The organism is Chryseobacterium sp. S90 (assembly GCF_047444895.1).
In the GTDB taxonomy this organism is placed as follows: domain Bacteria; phylum Bacteroidota; class Bacteroidia; order Flavobacteriales; family Weeksellaceae; genus Chryseobacterium.
The window spans coordinates 1,209,942-1,230,820 of record NZ_JBLGCX010000001.1 but is presented as its reverse complement, the minus strand read 5'-3'; the positions used below and the strand labels follow the sequence as shown (position 1 = coordinate 1,230,820).

Annotated in this window: 20 protein-coding genes; 13 read left to right on the top strand and 7 right to left on the bottom strand. The window is 35.8% G+C overall.

Annotation, left to right across the window (positions count from 1 at the left end):
* Positions 1 to 2: 2 nt before the first annotated feature.
* From ACLMCG_RS05720 to ACLMCG_RS05710, 3 genes are all read left to right on the top strand, one after another.
* Positions 3 to 1,937, top strand: a complete 1,935-nt coding sequence (locus ACLMCG_RS05720; protein ID WP_413959118.1) for a transglutaminase-like domain-containing protein — start codon at positions 3 to 5, stop codon at positions 1,935 to 1,937.
* 102 nt (positions 1,938 to 2,039) lie between these two features.
* On the top strand, positions 2,040 to 2,864 hold the full coding sequence (locus ACLMCG_RS05715; protein WP_413959117.1) for an RsiV family protein: 825 nt from the start codon (positions 2,040 to 2,042) through the stop codon (positions 2,862 to 2,864).
* A 43-nt stretch (positions 2,865 to 2,907) separates the two neighbouring features.
* Positions 2,908 to 3,759: a diacylglycerol/lipid kinase family protein gene (locus ACLMCG_RS05710; protein ID WP_413959116.1), complete on the top strand. Its 852-nt coding sequence runs from the start codon at positions 2,908 to 2,910 to the stop codon at positions 3,757 to 3,759.
* Between the two features lie 159 nt (positions 3,760 to 3,918).
* On the opposite strand, the gene ACLMCG_RS05705 is transcribed toward ACLMCG_RS05710, so the two are convergent.
* Positions 3,919 to 5,199, bottom strand: a complete 1,281-nt coding sequence (locus ACLMCG_RS05705) for a dicarboxylate/amino acid:cation symporter (protein ID WP_223600307.1) — start codon at positions 5,197 to 5,199, stop codon at positions 3,919 to 3,921.
* 182 nt (positions 5,200 to 5,381) lie between these two features.
* Positions 5,382 to 7,070 carry a gamma-glutamyltransferase gene (gene ggt, locus ACLMCG_RS05700; RefSeq protein ID WP_413959115.1) on the bottom strand — a complete coding sequence of 563 codons (1,689 nt, stop codon included), beginning with the start codon at positions 7,068 to 7,070 and terminating at the stop codon, positions 5,382 to 5,384.
* Positions 7,071 to 7,270: 200 nt separating this feature from the next.
* Between ggt and ACLMCG_RS05695 the strand changes: the two genes are divergently transcribed.
* Together ACLMCG_RS05695 and ACLMCG_RS05690 are read left to right on the top strand one after the other, a co-directional pair.
* On the top strand, positions 7,271 to 8,236 hold the full coding sequence (locus ACLMCG_RS05695; protein WP_223600305.1) for an NAD-dependent epimerase/dehydratase family protein: 966 nt from the start codon (positions 7,271 to 7,273) through the stop codon (positions 8,234 to 8,236).
* A gap of 84 nt (positions 8,237 to 8,320) precedes the next feature.
* A complete protein-coding gene (locus tag ACLMCG_RS05690; RefSeq protein WP_413959114.1) occupies positions 8,321 to 9,073 on the top strand; it encodes a polysaccharide deacetylase in 753 nt (250 codons plus the stop codon).
* A gap of 214 nt (positions 9,074 to 9,287) precedes the next feature.
* Here the strand turns inward: ACLMCG_RS05690 and ACLMCG_RS05685 are convergent, their stop codons facing one another.
* The gene (locus tag ACLMCG_RS05685; RefSeq protein ID WP_413959113.1) at positions 9,288 to 10,493 is read right to left on the bottom strand and encodes a metallophosphoesterase; all 1,206 of its coding nucleotides are present in this window, start codon (positions 10,491 to 10,493) and stop codon (positions 9,288 to 9,290) included.
* 68 nt (positions 10,494 to 10,561) lie between these two features.
* Entirely contained in the window at positions 10,562 to 11,629 is a 1,068-nt protein-coding gene (locus tag ACLMCG_RS05680) for a 3-oxoacyl-ACP synthase III family protein (protein ID WP_413959112.1), read from the bottom strand.
* Between the two features lie 101 nt (positions 11,630 to 11,730).
* Between ACLMCG_RS05680 and ACLMCG_RS05675 the strand changes: the two genes are divergently transcribed.
* From ACLMCG_RS05675 to rny, 6 genes are all read left to right on the top strand, one after another.
* Entirely contained in the window at positions 11,731 to 12,300 is a 570-nt protein-coding gene (locus ACLMCG_RS05675) for a hypothetical protein (RefSeq protein ID WP_047376865.1), read from the top strand.
* A 3-nt stretch (positions 12,301 to 12,303) separates the two neighbouring features.
* Complete coding sequence (gene ubiE, locus ACLMCG_RS05670) at positions 12,304 to 13,035, top strand: bifunctional demethylmenaquinone methyltransferase/2-methoxy-6-polyprenyl-1,4-benzoquinol methylase UbiE (RefSeq protein WP_047423526.1); 732 nt, start codon at positions 12,304 to 12,306, stop codon at positions 13,033 to 13,035.
* Positions 13,036 to 13,038: 3 nt separating this feature from the next.
* A complete protein-coding gene (locus ACLMCG_RS05665) occupies positions 13,039 to 13,821 on the top strand; it encodes a porin family protein (protein WP_047423525.1) in 783 nt (260 codons plus the stop codon).
* Positions 13,822 to 13,959: 138 nt separating this feature from the next.
* Positions 13,960 to 14,262, top strand: coding sequence for a hypothetical protein (locus ACLMCG_RS05660; protein ID WP_047423523.1), 303 nt, complete (start codon positions 13,960 to 13,962; stop codon positions 14,260 to 14,262).
* The gene (locus ACLMCG_RS05655) at positions 14,262 to 14,549 is read left to right on the top strand and encodes a cell division protein ZapA (protein ID WP_077415090.1); all 288 of its coding nucleotides are present in this window, start codon (positions 14,262 to 14,264) and stop codon (positions 14,547 to 14,549) included. The genes ACLMCG_RS05660 and ACLMCG_RS05655 overlap by 1 nt, the downstream gene beginning before the upstream one ends.
* Before the next feature lie 228 nt (positions 14,550 to 14,777).
* On the top strand, positions 14,778 to 16,346 hold the full coding sequence (gene rny / locus ACLMCG_RS05650) for a ribonuclease Y (protein ID WP_223600299.1): 1,569 nt from the start codon (positions 14,778 to 14,780) through the stop codon (positions 16,344 to 16,346).
* 153 nt (positions 16,347 to 16,499) lie between these two features.
* Here the strand turns inward: rny and ACLMCG_RS05645 are convergent, their stop codons facing one another.
* Together ACLMCG_RS05645 and ACLMCG_RS05640 are read right to left on the bottom strand one after the other, a co-directional pair.
* Complete coding sequence (locus tag ACLMCG_RS05645) at positions 16,500 to 17,264, bottom strand: GLPGLI family protein (RefSeq protein ID WP_413959111.1); 765 nt, start codon at positions 17,262 to 17,264, stop codon at positions 16,500 to 16,502.
* A gap of 58 nt (positions 17,265 to 17,322) precedes the next feature.
* Complete coding sequence (locus ACLMCG_RS05640) at positions 17,323 to 17,532, bottom strand: hypothetical protein (protein ID WP_413959110.1); 210 nt, start codon at positions 17,530 to 17,532, stop codon at positions 17,323 to 17,325.
* A 606-nt stretch (positions 17,533 to 18,138) separates the two neighbouring features.
* On the opposite strand from ACLMCG_RS05640, the gene ACLMCG_RS05635 reads away from it, so the two are divergent.
* Together ACLMCG_RS05635 and ACLMCG_RS05630 are read left to right on the top strand one after the other, a co-directional pair.
* A complete protein-coding gene (locus ACLMCG_RS05635) occupies positions 18,139 to 19,380 on the top strand; it encodes an MFS transporter (RefSeq protein ID WP_223600298.1) in 1,242 nt (413 codons plus the stop codon).
* A 167-nt stretch (positions 19,381 to 19,547) separates the two neighbouring features.
* Complete coding sequence (locus tag ACLMCG_RS05630; RefSeq protein WP_223600297.1) at positions 19,548 to 19,736, top strand: hypothetical protein; 189 nt, start codon at positions 19,548 to 19,550, stop codon at positions 19,734 to 19,736.
* 81 nt (positions 19,737 to 19,817) lie between these two features.
* Here ACLMCG_RS05630 and ACLMCG_RS05625 read toward each other — a convergent pair whose 3' ends face one another.
* On the bottom strand, positions 19,818 to 20,753 hold the full coding sequence (locus ACLMCG_RS05625; protein ID WP_413959109.1) for a YeiH family protein: 936 nt from the start codon (positions 20,751 to 20,753) through the stop codon (positions 19,818 to 19,820).
* Between the last annotated feature and the right edge of the window lie 126 nt (positions 20,754 to 20,879).

Below are 20,879 nucleotides of genomic sequence, written 5' to 3'. Positions count from 1 at the left end.
CCATGAAAAAACTAATAGTATTGGTCCTTTGCTCTGCCAGTGCAATAATGATGAATGCTCAGAAGAAATACAAATTTCTGAACCCTCCGAAATTCAACGATGCAGATTTATCCAAAACTAAATCTTTATTGGATGAAAATGCTCCTGCTGAAATTTTGTATAAATCTGCTTACTTTATGATAGATGCGAACACAGGGAATCTGCACAAAAAATATTATTTCAGGGTTAAGATTTATGATAAAGACAAAGCTGAAGACTGGTTGAATCTTGAAATTCCTATCTATAATGTTGGGACCAACAGAGAATCACTGGGTAAATTCAAGGCTTTTACCTACAATCTTGAAAACGGAATAACGGTTCCCGTGAAAGTAGAAAAAAGTTCACAATATAAAAGTAAGGAGAATAAATATGTTACTCTGACAAAATTTGCTTTTCCGAGTGTGAAAAATGGGTCTATCTTAGAATATCAGTATGAAATTATATCTCCGTTCCGTTTTATGATTCCAGAGGTATTGATAGAATCTGATACCCCTTCCCTGAACACAGAATATGTTCTTGATACTCCTATCAATATGTCTTATAATGTAAACTATACTGGAGGACTTTCACCTAAACACAGGGAAATGGAGGAAAGAAATCTGTATGGTACACAATATAAAACCTTCAGATTTGCTTTTGAGAACTTGAAAGGCTTTAAAACTGAAAAATTTGTAAGAAATGACAGGAATTTCAGAACGAAAATCAGTGCAGAGTTGAACTCTACTAACTTCGGTGAGCTTAAACTGTATTCATCATCTTGGGATCAGATTGGGAAAAGACTTTACGAAAGCGAAGATTTTGGAGGCGAACTGAAAAGAACAAAACTGGCAAAAGAAAACATGCCGGCAGGAGTTTCAGAAATGAAAACCGATCTTGAAAAAGCGAATGCTATTTTCTCATACGTTCAGAAAACATTTACATGGAACAAAGACAAGGGAATTTATACTGAGGATGGTATTAAAAAACTTCTGGAAACCAAAGTAGGGAATGCAGCGGAAATCAATCTTTTCCTAGTAATGATGCTTCGTGAAGCCGGGCTTAAGGCTGATCCGTTGGTAATTTCTACCGTGGAAAATGGATTGATTAATCTGGTATCTCCCAATATTTCCAACATGAATTTTGTATTGGCTTCTATCAATATTGATAATCAATTGCATATCTATGACGCCACATCAAAACAATCTTCTCTGGATGAAATACCTCTTAAAAGCTGGAATCAATATGGGATTTTGGTCACTAAGGAAAAGACTCTGCAGATTCAAATGACCAATATAAAATCAAGCAACACTTTCCTTACAGTCAATGGCAAGATCAATGATGACGGAAGTATTTCCGGAACCTATTCTGACAGAGATACAGGTGCTTATGCAATGTATGTGAAAGACAGCTATGATGACAATGCTGAAAAATATAAAAAGCAGTATAAGGAAAACTTTTCTATGGACTTTACAGATATCAATTCAAAAGTTTTAGAAAACGGTGATTTTGAAAGCAGCATGAAATTCTCCTCAATGAACCTTATTGATAGAGTAGGAAAGAAAATGATCATCAATCCGATGTTATTTTTAAATAAAAGCTCAAACGAATTTGATCAGACGGAAGTAAGACAGTATCCCATCGATTTTGGATCACCGATCACCAAAGTGAAAAAAATCGTTCTTGAAATCCCTGAAGGATATGTCATTGAAGAAATGCCTAAAGAAAAAAGAATCGTTACTGAAGATAAAGAAATAGCATATACCTATTCTGTAGAACAAAAAGGAAATAAACTGGAAGTGACTACCACCACAAAAGTGAGCAGTTCAGATTATCCAAAAGAATATTATCCTGCTTTTAAACAAATCTGGGGAGTAGCATCTAAGTTTGAAAATCAGGTTATAAGCCTTGTTAAAAAATAATATTTAAAAGAAATTAAGCAAGATTTATAAAAAAAATAAAGTTTTTTCAAAAACCATTCATCTTTTGAATGGTTTTTGTATTTGATACCAAAAATCATAATTATGAAAAATACGATTGCTGTTGTAGCATTATCTTCTTTCTTAGCAGTGACTGCCTGTAAAAAAAATGAAAAGGCAGAGCCAGTAGAAAAAATCGAAAATAAAACCACTGAAGGATTTGCCGTAGACTCTGTGAAAGTGAATGATTCTACAAAGATCACAGATTCTTTAAAAGTGAGCTACACTTCAAAACTGTTGGTTTTTCCTTCATTAAAAGATAAAAAGTTATTAGACAGCATCTATTTCCAGAATGAAAAAATCAAAGACTTTTCCAAAGCAGGTCTCCAGGCTTACCTTGATAGAGAAAAGAATGATTATTTCAGTTCTATAAAAAATGATAATAAAGATTGGGTTTCAGATGTTACCTATGCTCAGAATTGGTATTCGAGTTCACATATGAATTTGATGTCCAATATAAATGATTATATGCATATCCAGTATGTAGGAAGCGGGTATGAAGGGGGAGCTCATGATAATTATGGCTTTTCAGAAAGAGTTTTTGATCTTAAAAACAGTAAAAAATTAGAATTGAAAGATATTACTTCAATGCCTAAAAATAAAATTGAAGCAATTCTGATGAAAAATATCGATAAAATCAACAGTGGAACGATGGATGGTGACGGAGAAGTAAAAAACTCAGAAATGCTGTTAGTTGAGAAAATTCCTGCATCCGATAACTTTTATTTTGATGATAAAAACCTGTATTTCCATTACAGTCCCTACGAAATTGCCGCTTTTGCAGCAGGAGATATCACAATTCCTGTTTCCTGGGAAGACCTGAAAGGCACACTAAATGCAGAATTTAAAGAAAGAATGAAAATTAAGTAAATTAATGCTTCCAGATCAGGAAGCATTTTTTAATTTTGCGTCAATGGAAAAAGTAGCTTTTATTATCAACCCTTTTTCGGCCAAAAAAAACTATCAGCCGTTTTTGAATGAACTTAAAACAAAGGTTAACAACCCGTTGTATTATGTATCAGAATCTATTCCCGGAACCGATGAGTTTATCCAGTCTCATTTTGAAGAAGTGGATGTTTTTGTGGCTATAGGAGGGGATGGTACCATCTCTACCGTAGCCAAAAATCTGATTAATACAGAAAAAATTCTGGCTATTTTCCCGGCCGGTTCAGGAAACGGATTTTCCAATGAAACTCAGTTCAGTAAAAATCTGGATGAACTTCTAGAAAAAATAAAAGTCAAAAACTCCAGAAAGATTGATACTTTTACGGTAAACGACAGGCTTTCTATCAATGTTTCAGGAACAGGATTTGACGGGAAAGTTGTCAAGGAATTTGAAAAAACAAGCCGTGGATTTAAAAACTATATCAAAGTTTCCTTAAAAACTTTCTTCAACTATAAACCTATTAAGGTGAAGTTTTTGGAAGAAGAGTATCAGCAGTACAATGGAAGGTATCTGATGATGAATATTGCCAATACCCGCCAGTTTGGCAACAACGCTTATATAGCTCCGAAAGCCAGCAAAAGTGATGGCCTGGTAGATATGGTTTTGGTGAAAAAGTTTCCTTTAACCTATTCTGCATTGTTTGCTTTCAGAATGTTTACAAAAAGACTGAAAGACGATGACTATGTCACCTATCTTCCAGTCTCTGAAATATCATTTAAAGTCAATACCAAAAACTGGCATCTGGACGGTGAATTCAATAAAATCAAATCGCCGATTCATGTTAAAGTACAGCCGTCAAGCTTAAGTATTTTGGTTTAAGGGTACAGGTTTCGAGTTTACGAGTTGCTGGTTGTTTGGTTACGAGTTAATTTTGTTTTGAGGGTTCGGGTTGCGAGTTCCGTGTTACACACAACATTAAACATTAAACTTTGAACTTTGAATTCCCCTAATCCCTGCAACCTACGATTTGCCACCTGTTTACACTTCCAGCTTTTTCTCAACTTCGGCCGGATGATCCAGGCAGTATTGAAGTTGTTTTTTATCAAGCTGTTTTTCCCAGTTGGCAACCACTACCGTAGCTACAGAATTCCCGATTACATTCGTCAATGCTCTGCATTCACTCATAAATTTATCTATCCCAAGGATTAATGTCATTCCGGCAATTGGAATTTCAGGAACTACTGCCAGGGTTGCTGCGAGTGTTACAAATCCGGCGCCGGTAACTCCAGCTGCTCCTTTTGAACTTAACATGGCTACTAGCAGAAGCATTAGCTGTTTTTCAATAGGAAGATGGATGTTTAATGCCTGTGCAATAAACAGAGAGGCCAGTGTCATGTAAATATTGGTTCCGTCAAGATTGAAGGAATATCCTGTAGGCACTACAAGACCTACAATAGCCCTGGAGCAACCAGCTTTTTCAAGCTTTTCCATAATTCCCGGAAGGGCAGATTCTGATGAGCTGGTTCCCAAAACAAGAAGAAGTTCTTCTTTAAGGTAAAAAAGAAGCTTAAAAATGTTAAATCCGTTATACCATGCCACGGCTCCTAATACCAAAACTACAAATAGTATAGATGTAATATAGAAGGTACCTACCAGAAATATAAGGTTCAGTACAGAATGAAGCCCGTATTTTCCGATAGTAAATGCCATTGCTCCAAAAGCTCCTATAGGCGCCAGTTTCATAAGCATATGAACGATTTTAAATACCGGAGTTGACAGATCCTGTAAAAAATCAGTTACTTTCTGGCTTTTTTCTTTTGTTAAAACCAAGGCAACTCCCATCAAAATAGCCACCAAAAGAACCTGAAGAATATTATCACCCACCAAAGGACTGAATAAAGTCTCCGGAATAATATTCATAATAAATCCTGTAAGCGTTGATTCATGAGCTTTTGCCTGGTATTGCGAAACATCGCCTGAAAGAGTAGCTGGATCAATATTTAAGCCATGACCCGGCTGTAAGATATTTCCTACTATTAATCCGATGATAAGTGCAAGCGTTGAAAATGTGAAAAAATAGATCATTGCTTTTATGGCAATCCGGCCTACTTTTTTCAAATCGGTCATGTGGGCAATTCCCAGCGTAAGGGTAATGAAGATGACCGGGGCGATGATCATTTTTACTAATTTGATGAATCCATCCCCCAGAGGTTTCATTTTTTCTCCCAGTTCAGGATAAAATTTTCCAAGAAGAATACCGGCAACGATGGCAATAATCACCTGGAAATAAAGCTGATTGTATATTTTTTTTGCTTTCAAAGAACAGTCGTTTTGTTTTTTTAAGGGCGAAAATTAAGAAAATTTATCTGAAAACATGACAAAAGTCATTGAAAAGATCTGTATTGAGGACTGATCAATAAAAAACTCCGGCTTCATTCGTAAAAAGGCAAAAGCCTTTTAGAATGAAGCCGGAGCTGTATTTAATTTTTTGAAAGATACTATTATTCCACTGCAACAGAATCATCTCCACGGCCGTCTGCTACTGCATGGATGCTTCCATTCTCATCAAGAACAATCATTTCTGTTTTTCCAATGTATTTTGTTTTTTCAATAACATAGTTTTTGCTTTTCAGATCCGAAATTGTACTTTCGGGGAAATTGTTTTCTACCGTAATCGTTTCCGGAAGCCATTGGTGATGAAATTTTGGTGCATTCACTGACATATTGGCGTTTAGTTTAAAATCCACAACATTTACAATAGACTGGTATACTGAAGTAGGGATGGTAGTTCCTCCGGGAGTTCCCACTACCATATAAGGTTTTCCATTCTTAAGGAGAATAGTTGGGGTCATAGAAGAAAGCATTCTCTTATTCGGCTGGATAGAATTGGCTTCTCCGCCCACTGCACCGAACATGTTGGGTACGCCTGGTTTGATAGAGAAATCGTCCATTTCATTATTTAAGAAGAATCCGGCTCCTGAAACCAATACTTTACTTCCGTAATAACCGTTAAGAGTTGTTGTTACAGAAGCTGCATTTCCATCCTTATCCAAAACGGAAATATGGGTAGTCTGCATAGATTCTTTTGGCTGTTCTATAATTTTACCTACTTCTGCACTTGGTGTAGCTTTATCAAAACTGAAACTCTTCCATCTTCCTTTCAGATAGTCGTCAGAGATCAGATAAGAAGTTTTATCCTGAATAAAATCCGGATCTCCCATATATTCTGCTCTGTCTGCAAAGGCTCTTCTTTCTGCTTCAGTCATGATCTGAACTGCTTTTGTAGAATTTTGCTGATATTTTTCAAGGTTTTCAAAACTTGCCATTCTGAGCATCTGAGCCAGAAGAACTCCACCGCTTGAAGGTAGCGGCATCGTTACTACATTGCTTCCTTTATATTCAAATTCAAGGGCTTTTCTCTCTGCAACTTTATAATTTTTAAGATCTTCCAGAGTGATAATTCCGTTGCCTCTTTTCATTTCATCCACCAAAAGATTGGCTGTTTTCCCTTCATAAAAGCCTTTTGCTCCTAATTTTTGGATCAGTTTCAAGGTTTCAGCCAGGTCTTTTTGAATTAATAAATCTCCGGCTTTCCATGGAGCATCTTTTACAAAAATGATAGAAGATTTGTTGTGTTTCTGAAATTTTTCCCTTTGGTTATTCAGCATTTCTGCTTCCTTATCTGTAATGGCAAATCCTTTCTCTGCAAGATCAATGGCGGGTTGAATAATCTTTTCCATAGGGAGTTTGCAGTATTTAAGGGTAGCAAAAAAACCGGCCACACTTCCGGGAATACCCACTGCCAGTCTTCCGTTTTGAGAAAGATCCGTGTCTGCTTTTCCTTTTTTATCAATGTACATATCACGGGAAGCTTTTTTCGGAGCGGTTTCCCTGTAATCCAATGTGAATTTTTCCCCATTGTTTTTTACGCCTACCAGAAATCCGCCTCCTCCGATATTTCCTGCCTGTGGATAAACAACAGCAAGGGCATATTGCGTTGCGGTAACAGCATCGTAGGCATTTCCGCCCATCTTTAAGATTTTGGCGCCCGCTTCACTGGCTAGTGGATGTGCAGAGACCACTACGCCTTTCTTTTTTACCTGTACTTCCTTGATAATATTGATATCTGTGAACTGAGCCCAGCTGAGTTGAGCAGCCAACAGCATCGAAGCAATTAAAATCTTCTTCATATGATTGTTTTTTCTTGAAACAAAATTATTGAATTTTCACCGAACAGCAACCTGATGATCATTGCATTTGATTTCTTCTTTCATTGAAATTATCTAATTGAAAATACAGAGCGTTATCGTGATACTATTTTAAATACACCTTTTTTATTATGGTTGGCATGTTTTTTTTACTTTTGTACAATTCTAAAAAAATCTGAAAAATGGAATCCTATACGGAAAGAATACTGATTACAGGTGCCTTGGGACAAATTGGTACCGAACTTACGAACAGACTTGTTGAAATCCACGGAGCGGAGAATGTTGTTGCTTCAGGATTAGACAGATGGCAGGAAGGAATTACTTCTGCCGGGCACTATGAAAGAATGGATGTTACCAATACGCAATTGGTAAGACAGGTGATTCATGATTACGAGATTACTACAGTGTATCACTTAGCGTCGCTTTTATCCGGGACTTCGGAAAAGCAGCCTATTTTTGCCTGGAAACTGAATCTTGAGCCACTACTTCATTTTTGTGAAATGGCGAAAGAGGGGCTTCTTAAAAAGATCTTCTGGCCAAGTTCTATCGCTGTATTTGGAAAAGGAATTCCAAAGCATGATGTAGGACAGGATGTAGTGTTGAATCCGACAACCGTTTATGGGATCTCCAAAATGGCAGGGGAGAAGTGGTGTGAATACTATTTCGATAAATATGGTGTAGATGTAAGAAGTATCAGATATCCTGGATTGATCTCATGGAAAACTCCGGCGGGAGGTGGAACTACTGACTATGCGGTTGAGATTTTCTATAAAGCAATTGAAGATGGAAAATATACAAGTTTCATTTCCGAAGATACAGGAATGCCGATGTTGTATATGGATGATGCCATCAATGCAACCTTGAAATTAATGGACGCTCCGAAAGAAAGTTTATCAGTTCGTTCTTCTTATAATTTAGGGGGAATGTCATTTACTCCAAAAGAACTGGCAGCAGAAATTACGAAAGAAATTCCGGATTTTGCTATTGATTATAATCCGGATTTCAGACAGGCAATTGCAGATTCTTGGCCGGCTTCTATTGATGATTCTGTAGCTAAAAAAGACTGGGGTCTGACTTATGATTTCGGAATTTCTGAAATGACGAAGGACATGATCAAGAATCTTAAAGTAAAATTAAGCAAGGATTAATAATGTAAAGTAATACTTTAATTAATAATCTTTTTAACATATGATTTTTAATATTTTATAGAATTTATATAAACTTTAATTTAAATGGTATTATTGACTTTTAACATCACCTGTATTGAAGCTGAAGTAAAAAACGGCTCTCAAATTACTGATGATGAGCGTTTAAAAATTATAGAAAATAATACCAGAGCAATTCTTAGAATTTTAGATATTCACGATATCAAATCAAGTTTTTTCGTAGAGATTTCTCTTGTCGGAAAACTTCAAAATTTAATAAAAGCAATTTCATCCAAAGGGCATGAAATTGCTTTTTATAATAAAGACTCCAATCCTGAAGAAATTGAAAATGCCAAAAAAAATATTCAGGATCTTCTGGAAAAACAGATCAGGGGAATCCGTCAGAAAGATGTAAAGGTTTCACAGGAAATTTTGAAGCTGATGGAATTTAATTATGTTTCCAATATCGACAATGCCAATATTCTTTTTCCATTCAAAAGGCTTAAAAGAGATACGGAAATTACAGAAGAGGACGGACTGAGTATTGTCCCTGAAAGTATCTCTCCTTACAGTCAGCTTCCTTATAATGATTTCGTGTTTCAGATCCTGCCGATGAAGTATTATCAGAATATGGTTCTGGAAACATTGCAGAATGAAGAATTTGTACTGATCTACCTGAACACATGGCAGTTTACAGATTTTAAGAAATACCGTTTTGATATTCCTTTTTACAGAAGCTTATTTTCGGGCAAAAAAATGGAGGACAAATTAGATGCCCTCCTTACTTTTCTCAATGACAGGGAAATGGCTACTTCCCGTATGAAAGATTATATTTTTTAGGTAGCAGGTAGCAGATGTTAGGTAGCAGGTTTTAGGTTAAAGGGATTAGGGAGAGAATCTAAGGTTTAAAGTTTAAAGTTTAAGGTTGTGTGTAACCAGCAACTAGTAAACTCGAAACAAAAAAAACGTAACTCGTAACCCGAACCCTCAAAACAAAACTAACTCGCAACCAAACAACCAGCAACTAATAACTCGCACCCCGCACCCCGCATCTCTAACTCAGCTCAAAAAGCGTAATCTCCGGCAATACTCCAACTCTTCCCGGATATCCCAATACTCCGAATCCTCTGTTTACATACAGTAGCTTTCCTTCGCTTTCATATAAATCTGCCCATTTTGGGTATTTGTATTGTACCGGTGACCATTTTACATTTTTAAGATCAAGTCCAAACTGCATCCCATGCGTGTGTCCTGAAAGGGTGAGGTGGATGTTTGCGGGGTGTTTTTTTACCACATAATCAAAATGGGTAGGGTCATGGCTCATTAATATTTTTGTAGCGGATTCCGGTACATTTTTTAAAGCATCATCAATCTTTCCGAATTGAGGAAACGGTTTTAATCCCCAGTTTTCAACACCCAGAATGTAAAGTTGTTCTCCGTTTCTTTCGATGACTCTGTGTTCGTTTCTCAACATATCAAAGCCAGCCTGCTTTTCATAACCAATCAGTGTATCAAGGTTTTCTTTTTTGGCTGCAGGTGATTCCCAGGATACATAATCTCCGTAATCGTGGTTTCCTAATACTGCAAACTTGCCGTCTTTAGCCTGAATTTTTGAAAACAACGGAATAAAAGGTTTGAACTCGTCTGCAACGTTATTTACCATATCTCCGGTAAACAATACCAAGTCAGGTTTTTGTTCGTTAATCAGATCTATCGCATGTTGTAATTTGTTGGGGTCAGAGAAGCTTCCACTGTGGACATCAGAAATCTGGATGATTTTATATCCTTTGAAGCTTTTTGGGAGGTTATTGAATTTTACCCTTACTCTTCTTACGGTGTGGCGGTATTTACCAAAAGTAATCCCGTCTATGAAAAGGGCGGAAAGAACGCCTCCCATTCCCAAGCCTACGATGCTCAGGAATTTCCTTCTTTCCGGGAAGAAGTTTTCTGAAGACTTGGCAAAGCCGATCAGGTATCCTCCGGTTCTGAAGATATCATCAATTAATAAGAACAGAACTACAAAAATTTTAGGAAGGATGAAAATCAAAAATAACGAGATCATAATCTGAGCCCTTACCGTACTTCTGTCTGATCTTTGGAAGTGGGTGACTTCGTAAGCGAAAATCCCATACACGGCTAATGAAAGTACCCAATATCCAATTCTTATCCATGAATTATCAGTGAGTGTTCTGATAGCCTGATAAATATAAACTTCCAAAAACAGGAAGATTCCAGCGATGATTAAAAAATTCTTTTGCATGTTCTGATAAAAAAAGCACAAAGAATAACTTCCCTGTGCTTTTATATTTTTTTTGTTTATTAAATATTTTAAGGAAATCTGTAAACGAGCGCATTGATGTTCATTCCGGCACCTACCGAAGTCATCACAATGTTCCCTTTTTCTTTAAACGTTTGACCCTCCATTTTTCCTTTAATTATTAAATCATACATGGTAGGAATTGTTGCTACAGAGGTATTTCCAAGATCCTGAATCGTCATAGGAGAGATCGCGTGGTCATATTCTTTGATGTCATAAAGCCTGTGAAGTCTTTCAATCATCGCGTAATCCATTTTAGCGTTTGCCTGGTGAATTAAGATTTTATCTATATCTTCAATAGAAAGACCTGCATCTGTAATGGTCTCTTTAATGGCAACGGGTACGTTTTTAAGAGCGTATTCGTATATTTTTCTTCCCAGCATTCTTACATAAAGACGTTTTTGGTCTACTTCTTTATTGATAGAAGGGGCATTTTCAAGATAATTCAATTCCGGACCATTGTCACAGATTGTATTGTGGGCAATAATTCCTACATTTTCTTCGTCAGTAGCTTTTACCACAACTGCTCCGGCACCGTCAGCAAAAATCATTCTGTTTCTGTCATGCGGATCTGTTACACGGCTCAGTGTTTCACCTCCAATTACAAGAATTGTTTTTGCTACTTTAGCTTTAATAAGGTTATCAGCCAAAATCATTGCTTCTACCCATCCCGGACATCCGAAAAGCATATCATACGTTACGCATTTTCTGTTTTTGATTCCCAGTTTATTCTTCACTCTAGCTGCCATTGTAGGCATAAAATCAGCATATCCGTTTTCGGTAACTTCTCCGAAATTGCTTGCATAGATGATATAATCCAATTCCTCGCCGTCTACTTTTGCATCCTCAAGGGCAATTTTTGCAGCTTCATAACCGATTTGTGAGTTGGAAAGATCATCCTCAATGAATCTCCTGTTTTCGATTTCTGTAATCTCTACAAATTTCGCAATGGTCTCTTCCACAGGCTTTTCAATCTTTACTCCGTCTTCAGTGTAGAACTCGGAATTCATGAAGTAATCTCTACCAATAACTCTGTTCGGAATATAACATCCAGAGCCAATAATGATCGTATTCGGCATTCGTTTATATGATTTTTTTAAAGATGCAAAGTTAATAATTAATATTAATAACGGAGAATTAAAAATATTATTAAATTTGCAAAAATTGTACTTTACAATCTATGAAAAACAACTCGTCCTTAAAAGGCTTACTTATTGCAGCTGTGGCGTTTATCGTTGCCTTTGGGATCTACTTCCTTTTTTTAGCCAAGAAGAATTATTATGTTGTAGATAATCCTACCCCGAATACCTATTACTTTAAGATCAATAACGGATCTGAAGGAATCATCTCTGCCGGGCAGTACGTGCATGTGGATTTGAATAAAGGGAAAAACTCTATTCAGGTTTTTGATCAGAACAAAAAAATGCTGTATGATTCGGCATTTGAAGTGAATAAGCTTCGTGGTCTGATTAATATTACCCATCAGGATTACTATGTAAATGACCAGTATTATGGATACAATCTTAAAAAAGATTCATTACTGGCCAATCTTGATAAAACGGTCATTGACGGAAAGGATTATTACGGAGGAGCCAAACGCTTCAATAAGCTTTACACAGAAGATTTTTATTACAATGTGGATGAAGACTATGACAAAGTGATCAAGAATATCCAGAAAGTGGAATCCCGATCTAAAATCTTCAGAAAGCAGGATTACCTAAATTATTATAAAGAATATTACAAGTTTTAAGTTTTGACAAAAGATATCACCAAAGTTACTCCCTACAATTCAGAGGCTACGAAAAAAAGCCAGGTAGAGGATATGTTCGACAATATTGCACCGAAGTATGACCTTCTGAACCATGTTTTATCCATGAAAATTGATGTTTTGTGGAGAAATAAACTGGTAAGATGGATGAAAAATGATAATCCGCAGGAAGTGCTGGATGTGGCTACAGGAACGGGAGATCTGGCAATTACTATTGAAAAAGGAACCGGTTCTAAAGTAGTTGGATTAGATTTATCACAACAAATGCTGAATGTTGGCGTTATTAAAATAAAAAAACTTAAATTAGACGGCAAAATTTCCATGCAAAAAGGGGATGCGGAAAATTTACCTTTCGAGGACAATAGATTTGATGCTGTTTCCGTTGCATTTGGAGTAAGGAATTTTGAAAACCTTCCCAAAGGTTTAGCAGAGTTAAGAAGAGTAGTTAAAGATAACAAAAGTGTTTATATACTGGAGTTTTCAAAGGTAGAGGGTTTCATGGGGCCATTTTATATGTTTTATTTCAAAAATATATTGCCTGCCATCGGCAGATTGGTTTCTAAGGATAATAGGGCGTATACATACCTTCCGGATTCTGTAAATGCTTTTCCTTTCGGGGAGAAGATGAAGCAAATTCTTTTAGATACGGGATTTAAGAAAGTAGAATATAAAAAATTAAGTTTAGGTATAGCCACAATTTATAAAGCAACAAAGTAACCTATGAATAAATTTCTATTAAAAGCACTGGTTTTAACCTCAGTAAATGTTGCCGTTTTTGCAAACGCGCAATTCAGAACCCGAAACAGAATGGATAAGTTGGAAGATTTCGACGAGCAGAAATTCAGTTGGGGGTTTTATTTGAACGGGAACAGACTGGATTACCGCATTGTTTTGCATCCGAAATATGGGATGAATGATAATGAAAACCTTGTTACCTCCAAGGAAAGTTATAGCTTCGGTGCCGGACTTATTGCAAAATGGAGACTGAATGATTATCTTGATGTAAGGATAGAACCAGGTTTACAGTTTGCACAAAGACAGTTGACTTTTAATACTCAATCCAATGACATTTATGCAGGCGGTTCTTTGACCAATCCTCCTTTTATGCCATTCCCTTTACAGGAAAAGGATAAAGTAAGAGAAATTAAATCTACATTAATTGACGTTCCTGTAATGTTGGAACTTCACGGACAAAGATGGTACAATTCAAGACCTTACATTGCTGCGGGGGTGAACTATGTTGTAAACCTTCAGTCTAACTCAACTTCCACAGATGATAACATGCAGGGAATCTACAGATCAACGACTCACAATTTTGCGTGGTCTGCAGAAATGGGAATCCAGTTTTATTTCAACAAATTTAAACTGACTCCTGCCGTAAGAGGAACATTCTTCATGAACAATGAGAAAGTGGCTGATAACGCTACTACACCTCCTTACTGGGCTTCTGCAATCTCAACATTACAGACAAGAGCCGTAATGTTTGTTCTGAAATTTGAATAAAAAATATTTTATTGAAAATACATAGGAGGTGCATCAGCGCCTCCTTTTTTGTTGGTATATCAAAATATAGAGCGTTTTATTTTTGTTAGTGTTATTATTTTTTTATTTTTGCTTCTAGTTAGAATATACAAACCTGAAATGCTTCAAGATTTAGAAAACAATTTTTCAGAATTAGAGAGAAAAATTTTGACTCTGCAAAAGAATTATAAAAATCTTACTGAAAATCTAAGAGAATTAAATATTGAGCATGAAGAGTTGAAGAAGAAGTATGATGAGGAAAGAAGAAAGAATCAGGTATTAGCAGAAGAACAAAAAAATATAAAACTTTATTCAGCAATATCAGGAAATCCTGAACACAATAGATTAATGAAAAACCATATCAACAGATTGGTGAAAGAAATTGATTTCTGTATTGCTCAGCTTCAAAACAGTGGATTATAATGGAGATAAGGAGAATAACCGTCAACATTGCAGGAAGAGTGTATCCGCTGAACGTACCGGCAGCAGAGGAAGAAACTTTGCGTAAAGTAGGGAAGCAGATCGAGAATATGATTAAAGATTTTGAACAGAACTTCGATGTAAGAGATAAACAGGATGCTTTGGCTATGTGTGCCCTTAAACTGGGAACCAATGCAGAAGTAGTTTCTCTTAACTACGAAAAAAATATTAATTCTACCAACGAAAGGTTAACGCAGATTAATCAGTCGTTGAATGAAATCGGGAAATAGATTTTTTTTCCTGAAAAATTACTGCCTACAATAATTCTAACACATTAAAGGTAAACTCAACGCTAAACAATTACCGAACAAATGTCCATCGAATGGCGTGCCGGATTTCCGGATTACAGACAATGGAAATCAGTTCAAATCGTGTTGATTAGGAGTTTACTCTCAATCTCTGGATTATTGTAGGCTTTTTTATTTGGATATGAAGACAATTAAAACTCAATATATATTATGACAACAGCCATTATAGCCGGCGTTATTTGCTTAGTTATTGGGGCAATCATAGGGATGTTTTTCTCTAAAAGCTCATTGAATACTAAGGCAAAATTTATCATAGATGATGCAACAAAAAATGCCGAAAACCTTATAGAAAAAGCTAACGTACAAGCTGAATCCATAAAGAAAGAAAAAAACCTTCAGGCAAAAGAAAAATTCCTGGAATTGAAATCTCAGCATGACGCAGACATTCAGTCCCGTGAAAAGAAAATGCAGGAAGTTGAAAAGAGAACGAAAGACAAAGAGCATAAGCTGAATGATGAACTTAGCAAGACCGGAAAACTTGAAAAAGATTTAGACAAGCAGATTGCAGACTACGCTAAGAAGAACGAAATTCTTGAAAGAAAACAGCAGGAATTAGATTTAGCTACGGCTAAGAAAGTAGAAATACTTGAAAAAATATCTAATTATACTGCAGAGGAAGCTAAAGCAGAATTGGTAGAAACCATGAGAGCTGAGGCTAAAACAAGAGCACAGGCACACGTTCAGAGCATCATGGAAGAAGCTCAGATGAATGCGAAAAACGAAGCAAGAAAAATCGTTATTCAGACTATTCAGAGAATTGGAACTGAGCAGGCTATTGAAAATTCAGTATCCGTTTTCAACATCGAGTCTGATGAAGTAAAAGGTAGAATTATCGGTAGAGAAGGTAGAAATATCCGTGCTTTGGAAGCTGTAACAGGAGTTGAAATCATCGTTGATGATACCCCGGAAGCGATTCTTCTTTCATGCTTTGATCCGGTAAGAAGAGAAATTGCAAGATTATCCCTTCACAGATTGGTTACCGACGGTAGAATTCACCCGGCAAGAATCGAAGAAGTCGTTGAAAAAACAAGAAAACAAATTGAAGAGGAAATTATTGAAGTAGGTAAAAGAACGATCATTGATTTAGGAATCCACGGATTACACCCTGAATTGATTAAAATTGTAGGTAGAATGAAATACCGTTCTTCTTACGGACAAAACTTACTACAGCACTCAAGAGAAGTTGCTAACATTGCTGCAACTATGGCTGCTGAATTAGGATTAAACGTGAAACTAGCCAAAAGAGCAGGTCTTTTACACGATATCGGTAAAGTTCCTGAGCAGGAATCAGAACTACCACACGCACTTTTAGGAATGCAGTGGGCTGAGAAATATGGTGAAAACCCTGAAGTAGTGAACGCTATCGGAGCTCACCACGACGAAATTGAAATGAAATCATTATTATCTCCGATCATTCAGGTTGCCGATGCAATCTCAGGAGCAAGACCGGGAGCAAGAAGACAGGTATTGGAATCGTATATCCAGAGATTGAAAGACCTTGAATCTGCAGCATTAAGCTTCGATGGAGTATCAAGTGCTTATGCAATCCAGGCTGGTAGAGAACTGAGAGTAATGGTAGAGAGCGGGAAAGTGAACGATGAAGTAGCTTCTCAACTTTCTTACGATATCTCAGAGAAAATTCAGAATGAACTGACTTATCCGGGACAGGTAAAAGTAACAGTAATCAGAGAAACGAGAGCTGTGAATATTGCCAGATAATAATCAGAAAAAGATATTTAATAAAACCCTATCAAGATTTTTTGATAGGGTTTATTTGTTATGAAAGACTTATAATCTGATATAAGCCAAATACGAAGAGTATCAGAATAGACAGTGAGTTTCTTGCTTACTCTTTATAAACATCATATAATATTATTTAATTGGAAACTCAATATCTAGCAACGGCGAAACTATATATCTTTCTTCAAGTTTTTTCATCCAATTTTCCCTTTCCTTTGCATTATTAAAAATAATAACTCCACTATCCGCTGTCTGTATTTTAAATCTAGACTTATTGAAAGCGTTTTTAAGAATATTCTTATAATTTTTTGGATTTGGAAGTTTTAATGTTTTATTTTTCTTTTTGAACTTTTGAAGAGTAAATACAAATTTCTTTTTTTCATCATATAGAGAAACGATAAAACCTGGTAAACCATTAAATTTGTAAGGACCAAAGTCAATTGGTATGTCTTTACTAAACCAAGCATACCAAGTCCTTCCATAAGCATTAGTTTTTGCTAATTGCATAGTTACACTTTCTTCTTTCTTGATTTTGTCTAATATTATCCAACTTAGTTTTTGATTTTCTGAATATGATAGTTTGGCATCCATTACTGTTTCAAAAACTTTAAATGAATTTTTATCAAATAGCACTTTTTCATTAAAATCACTTTCATAATTAGCTAATTGCATTGGATCTTTTATGTCTATTGTGTCTTTTGCATAATTTATTGAACTTTGAAAAAATGATCTTTTATTTTTAGCATCAATATACATAATGAATTGTTCATTTTCTTTTTTTCCATTTATTATATAATCCAATTTATATGTACATACATAATTAGATTTTAAATCCTGAGAGGATAAAAAATTGATCATACAAATAAAGAAAAAGAATAGTATTTTTTGTAGATTCATCTTTTTAGATTTTAAATTACTAGGGTTCGCCAATTTGACGAACCCTAATAAAAAAAGACTATGGTTCAAGGCTGAGATTAACCTTAGCAGGTCTAACGCCACATTGATTATAATTATACTGGCTTACTGCTTGGGCAACTTGGGAGGTCGTGGCATTATCGGCAATTTCGATTTTTCCGACAACTCCGCAAGTAGTTGTTACTGTCCATATTGCTGCAAAAGATAAGGAGCTAATCATTAATAGTCCCGAAAAAAGTAATTTTTTCATCTTGTTTAAAGTTTTTAATTTTTAAATGTGAATCAAAGTTTATAACACATTAGGTTCCTATTGGTGTCTTGCTTGCAAGTCTATTTATCCATTTTCTTTTGTATTACGTACTACAAGTGCCAAATGTTTAAATTAATTTTTATCCCAAGCTAATCAGTTATAGAAACAAAAAAGCGTGGAACTATGTCTACTGTCTCGGAGGCACTGGTATACCTGTGTACAGATAAACAATAGCCCACGCCGAAGCGTGAGCATCGCATATTCTTGTACACTTTTAAATTACCAGTTTACCGAGACAAGAAAAGCTAATGCTTTATATTTTAAATGATATGTCGATATCTATTTCTAATGCAATGTTAGATATTTTTTTTCATAAATAAAAGAGTTTTAAAATGCCTTCAGAAAATAATTTGTAAGCGTTCATCATTCTTTAATATTAACATTCAAAAAAACTAAAAAAATTATTTATGTATTTACATTTTTAATCTTTTAGCATTAATTATTGAAATAACCTATTTAAGATAAATGAAAAGTTAATAGATATATGTAAGAAAAAATTATACTTTGTTTAATTAATTTTTATTTTTAACAAAAATTTAATCCAAAATGCAAGAACTGTCCATGTCTTCAAAACTGAAGTACATTTTTTCAATTCCCGTTATTATTTCCGCCTTAGGCTATTTTGTAGATATTTATGACCTCCTTTTATTCGGGATCGTTAGAATACCAAGTTTAAAAGCTCTGGGACTCAATCCGGATGCTGACGGAACCTTTATTCTGAACTGTCAGATGGTGGGACTTCTTATAGGCGGTGTTTTCTGGGGGATTTTCGGAGATAAAAAAGGAAGACTTTCCGTGCTCTTCGGATCTATTTTAGTGTATTCCTTAGCTAATATTGCCTGCGGGTTTCTTCCTTACTTTCCAAAAGAACATTTGGTGTACCAATATGCCGGTTTGAGGTTTATTGCAGGTATTGGGCTTGCCGGAGAGCTTGGAGCGGGAATTACGCTGGTTTCTGAAAGCCTGCCGAAGAATCTTAGAGCAATTGGAACCTCAGTGGTGGCTGGTTTTGGATTAATGGGAGCTGTAGTAGCTCAGCTTACAGTAGAACTGGCCGGTGGGTGGAACATCTCTTATATTATTGGCGGGATCATGGGAATTATGTTATTGGTACTGAGAATAAGCGTATCCGAATCCGGGATTTATAAGAATATTGAACATAAAAATGTTTCAAAAGGTAATTTTCTATCCTTTTTTACCAATAAAGACAGACTGACAAGGTATTTAAAATGTATTGCTGTAGGATTGCCTACATGGTATTGTATAGGGATTCTTGCCGTTTTAGCCAATCAGTTTGCCCCTGAATTAGGGATAAAGGAGATTAACCCCGGAAAAGCAATTATGTGGGCGTATGTAGGGATTTCTGTCGGAGATCTGTTGAGTGGATTTATTTCCCATGCTTTAAAATCACGTAAAATGGCCATCTTCTATATGCTGATCTTTACCCTGATTGGAGTAGCCATCATGTTATTTGGGAATACCAACACGGAGACAAAATATTATCTGTTTTGTGTATGGTTGGGCTTCGGGACAGGTTATTGGGCTATGTTTGTGACCTTGGCTGCGGAACAGTTTGGAACCAATATCAGAAATACAGCAACAACAACGGTTCCCAATATGGTAAGAGGATTGGTACCGGTTATGATATTTGCTTTTGATTCTCTGAAAGGACATTTTCCTGTTGTAGAAAGTGCTGCCATAGTCGGGGTAGTGGTATTTGGCCTTGCATTTTATTCCTCGCTTACCATTTCTGAAACTCATGACAGAGACCTTGAATTTACAGAATAATCTGAACTGTTTAATAAATAAGCCTGTGCTATTCCTTGTTTTGAATATAATAATTAGTTTAAAATCAATAATTTATTAATTTTGTTCTGATTATTGTTGCGTGTAATTAATATTTGTTTAACTTTGGAAGGTAACTAAAACTATATTGTTTAATCAAACTAAATCTCATGAACATTATGAAAAACGCTAAAAAATTAAGAAAACAAGACCTTAAGAATATCGCAGGAGGAGTAAGCGGAAACCCTGATTTATCTCTTTGCGGATGCAGTTGCTCAGGTTCTGTAACAGGACCATGGTATTGTGTACAATATATCGGATGTCCACAGGTTTATACTTGTGATGATGCCGCAATCTAAAAGAAATTATTTCAGTACGAAATAAACATTTCCACATTTAATATGCAGAACCCTTTTGATATCAAAAGGGTTCTGCTCATTTTAATGAATAATATACAGAAGGCTGCCGACACTTATGGTAATCCACAGAAGTACTGCGGTGAATAAAGGTTTAAATCCTATTGATTTCAAGGTTTGGAGAGAAAGGGTAGAGCCAATGAAAAATAAAGTCAGATTCAATCCGGATTTTGCCAAAACAGTGATTGAAGTACTGAAACGGTCAAGAAACGGAAAATAAGTGTTCAGAAGAATGGCTACAATAAAATAACCGATGAACCACGGAATTTTTATTTTTGAATCTTTACTTTTAAAAATAAACATGGTAATCAATGAAACCGGAATAATCCAAAGGGCACGGGCTAACTTAACAGTCGTTGCTATTTTCAGAGCTTCATCGCCATACTTGCTGGCTGCACCTACAACAGAGCTTGTGTCATGAATTCCCACTGCACACCAAAGCCCAAACTGTTCCTGTGAAAGATTCAGCAGATGTCCTATGGCAGGATAGACAAACAAAGCAATAGAATTTAAGGTAAAAACAATCGCTAAAGCAAGAGAAATCTGTTTGGTGCTAGGTTTAATAATCGGAGATATTGCGGCAATAGCGCTCCCCCCGCAAATAGCTGTTCCTGCAGAAATAAGGTAAGACAGAGGTCTTTCCAGCTTAAATATTTTCCCCAGAAAATACCCTATTACCATTACTGTAACAATACTCACAACCGTTAACATCAAGCCTGTTTTTCCGGCGTGTAAAGCTTCATTTAGTTTCATCCCGAATCCAAGGCCCACAATTGAGATCTGCAAAAGTAAATGAATATAATGATGAAGATGTTTCTCAAAAGGATTTCCGATAAAAACAGCCAGTCCAAAACCTAAAACAAGGGCAATTGGTGAAGATACAAGAGGGGTAAGGCACAGAACTGCCAATACAATAAAAAATACTTTTCGGGTCATTTCATTCTGAATGAAATCTTTCATAATGCGAACTTTTAAAATCTGCATCAAAATTCCGGAAAATAGTATTACGAAATAAATCGTATTTTGTTATATTGGATAACTAAAAGTTATAATTAATAAAAGATAAAAGATAAAAGATAAAAGATG

Bases quoted from the DNA above. Each gene is read 5' to 3' on its own strand.
- ACLMCG_RS05630 (WP_223600297.1), top strand. From the start codon at position 19,548: ATGAACATTATGAAAAACGCTAAAAAATTAAGAAAACAAGACCTTAAG.
- ACLMCG_RS05695 (WP_223600305.1), top strand. From the start codon at position 7,271: ATGGAATCCTATACGGAAAGAATACTGATTACAGGTGCCTTGGGACAA.
- ACLMCG_RS05640 (WP_413959110.1), bottom strand. From the start codon at position 17,532: ATGAAAAAATTACTTTTTTCGGGACTATTAATGATTAGCTCCTTATCT.
- ggt (WP_413959115.1), bottom strand. From the start codon at position 7,070: ATGAAGAAGATTTTAATTGCTTCGATGCTGTTGGCTGCTCAACTCAGC.
- ACLMCG_RS05660 (WP_047423523.1), top strand. From the start codon at position 13,960: ATGCTTCAAGATTTAGAAAACAATTTTTCAGAATTAGAGAGAAAAATT.
- ACLMCG_RS05715 (WP_413959117.1), top strand. From the start codon at position 2,040: ATGAAAAATACGATTGCTGTTGTAGCATTATCTTCTTTCTTAGCAGTG.
- ACLMCG_RS05635 (WP_223600298.1), top strand. From the start codon at position 18,139: ATGCAAGAACTGTCCATGTCTTCAAAACTGAAGTACATTTTTTCAATT.
- ACLMCG_RS05665 (WP_047423525.1), top strand. From the start codon at position 13,039: ATGAATAAATTTCTATTAAAAGCACTGGTTTTAACCTCAGTAAATGTT.
- ACLMCG_RS05690 (WP_413959114.1), top strand. From the start codon at position 8,321: ATGGTATTATTGACTTTTAACATCACCTGTATTGAAGCTGAAGTAAAA.
- ACLMCG_RS05645 (WP_413959111.1), bottom strand. From the start codon at position 17,264: ATGAATCTACAAAAAATACTATTCTTTTTCTTTATTTGTATGATCAAT.
- ACLMCG_RS05720 (WP_413959118.1), top strand. From the start codon at position 3: ATGAAAAAACTAATAGTATTGGTCCTTTGCTCTGCCAGTGCAATAATG.
- ACLMCG_RS05655 (WP_077415090.1), top strand. From the start codon at position 14,262: ATGGAGATAAGGAGAATAACCGTCAACATTGCAGGAAGAGTGTATCCG.
- rny (WP_223600299.1), top strand. From the start codon at position 14,778: ATGACAACAGCCATTATAGCCGGCGTTATTTGCTTAGTTATTGGGGCA.
- ACLMCG_RS05680 (WP_413959112.1), bottom strand. From the start codon at position 11,629: ATGCCGAATACGATCATTATTGGCTCTGGATGTTATATTCCGAACAGA.
- ACLMCG_RS05625 (WP_413959109.1), bottom strand. From the start codon at position 20,753: ATGAAAGATTTCATTCAGAATGAAATGACCCGAAAAGTATTTTTTATT.
- ACLMCG_RS05685 (WP_413959113.1), bottom strand. From the start codon at position 10,493: ATGCAAAAGAATTTTTTAATCATCGCTGGAATCTTCCTGTTTTTGGAA.
- ACLMCG_RS05710 (WP_413959116.1), top strand. From the start codon at position 2,908: ATGGAAAAAGTAGCTTTTATTATCAACCCTTTTTCGGCCAAAAAAAAC.
- ACLMCG_RS05675 (WP_047376865.1), top strand. From the start codon at position 11,731: ATGAAAAACAACTCGTCCTTAAAAGGCTTACTTATTGCAGCTGTGGCG.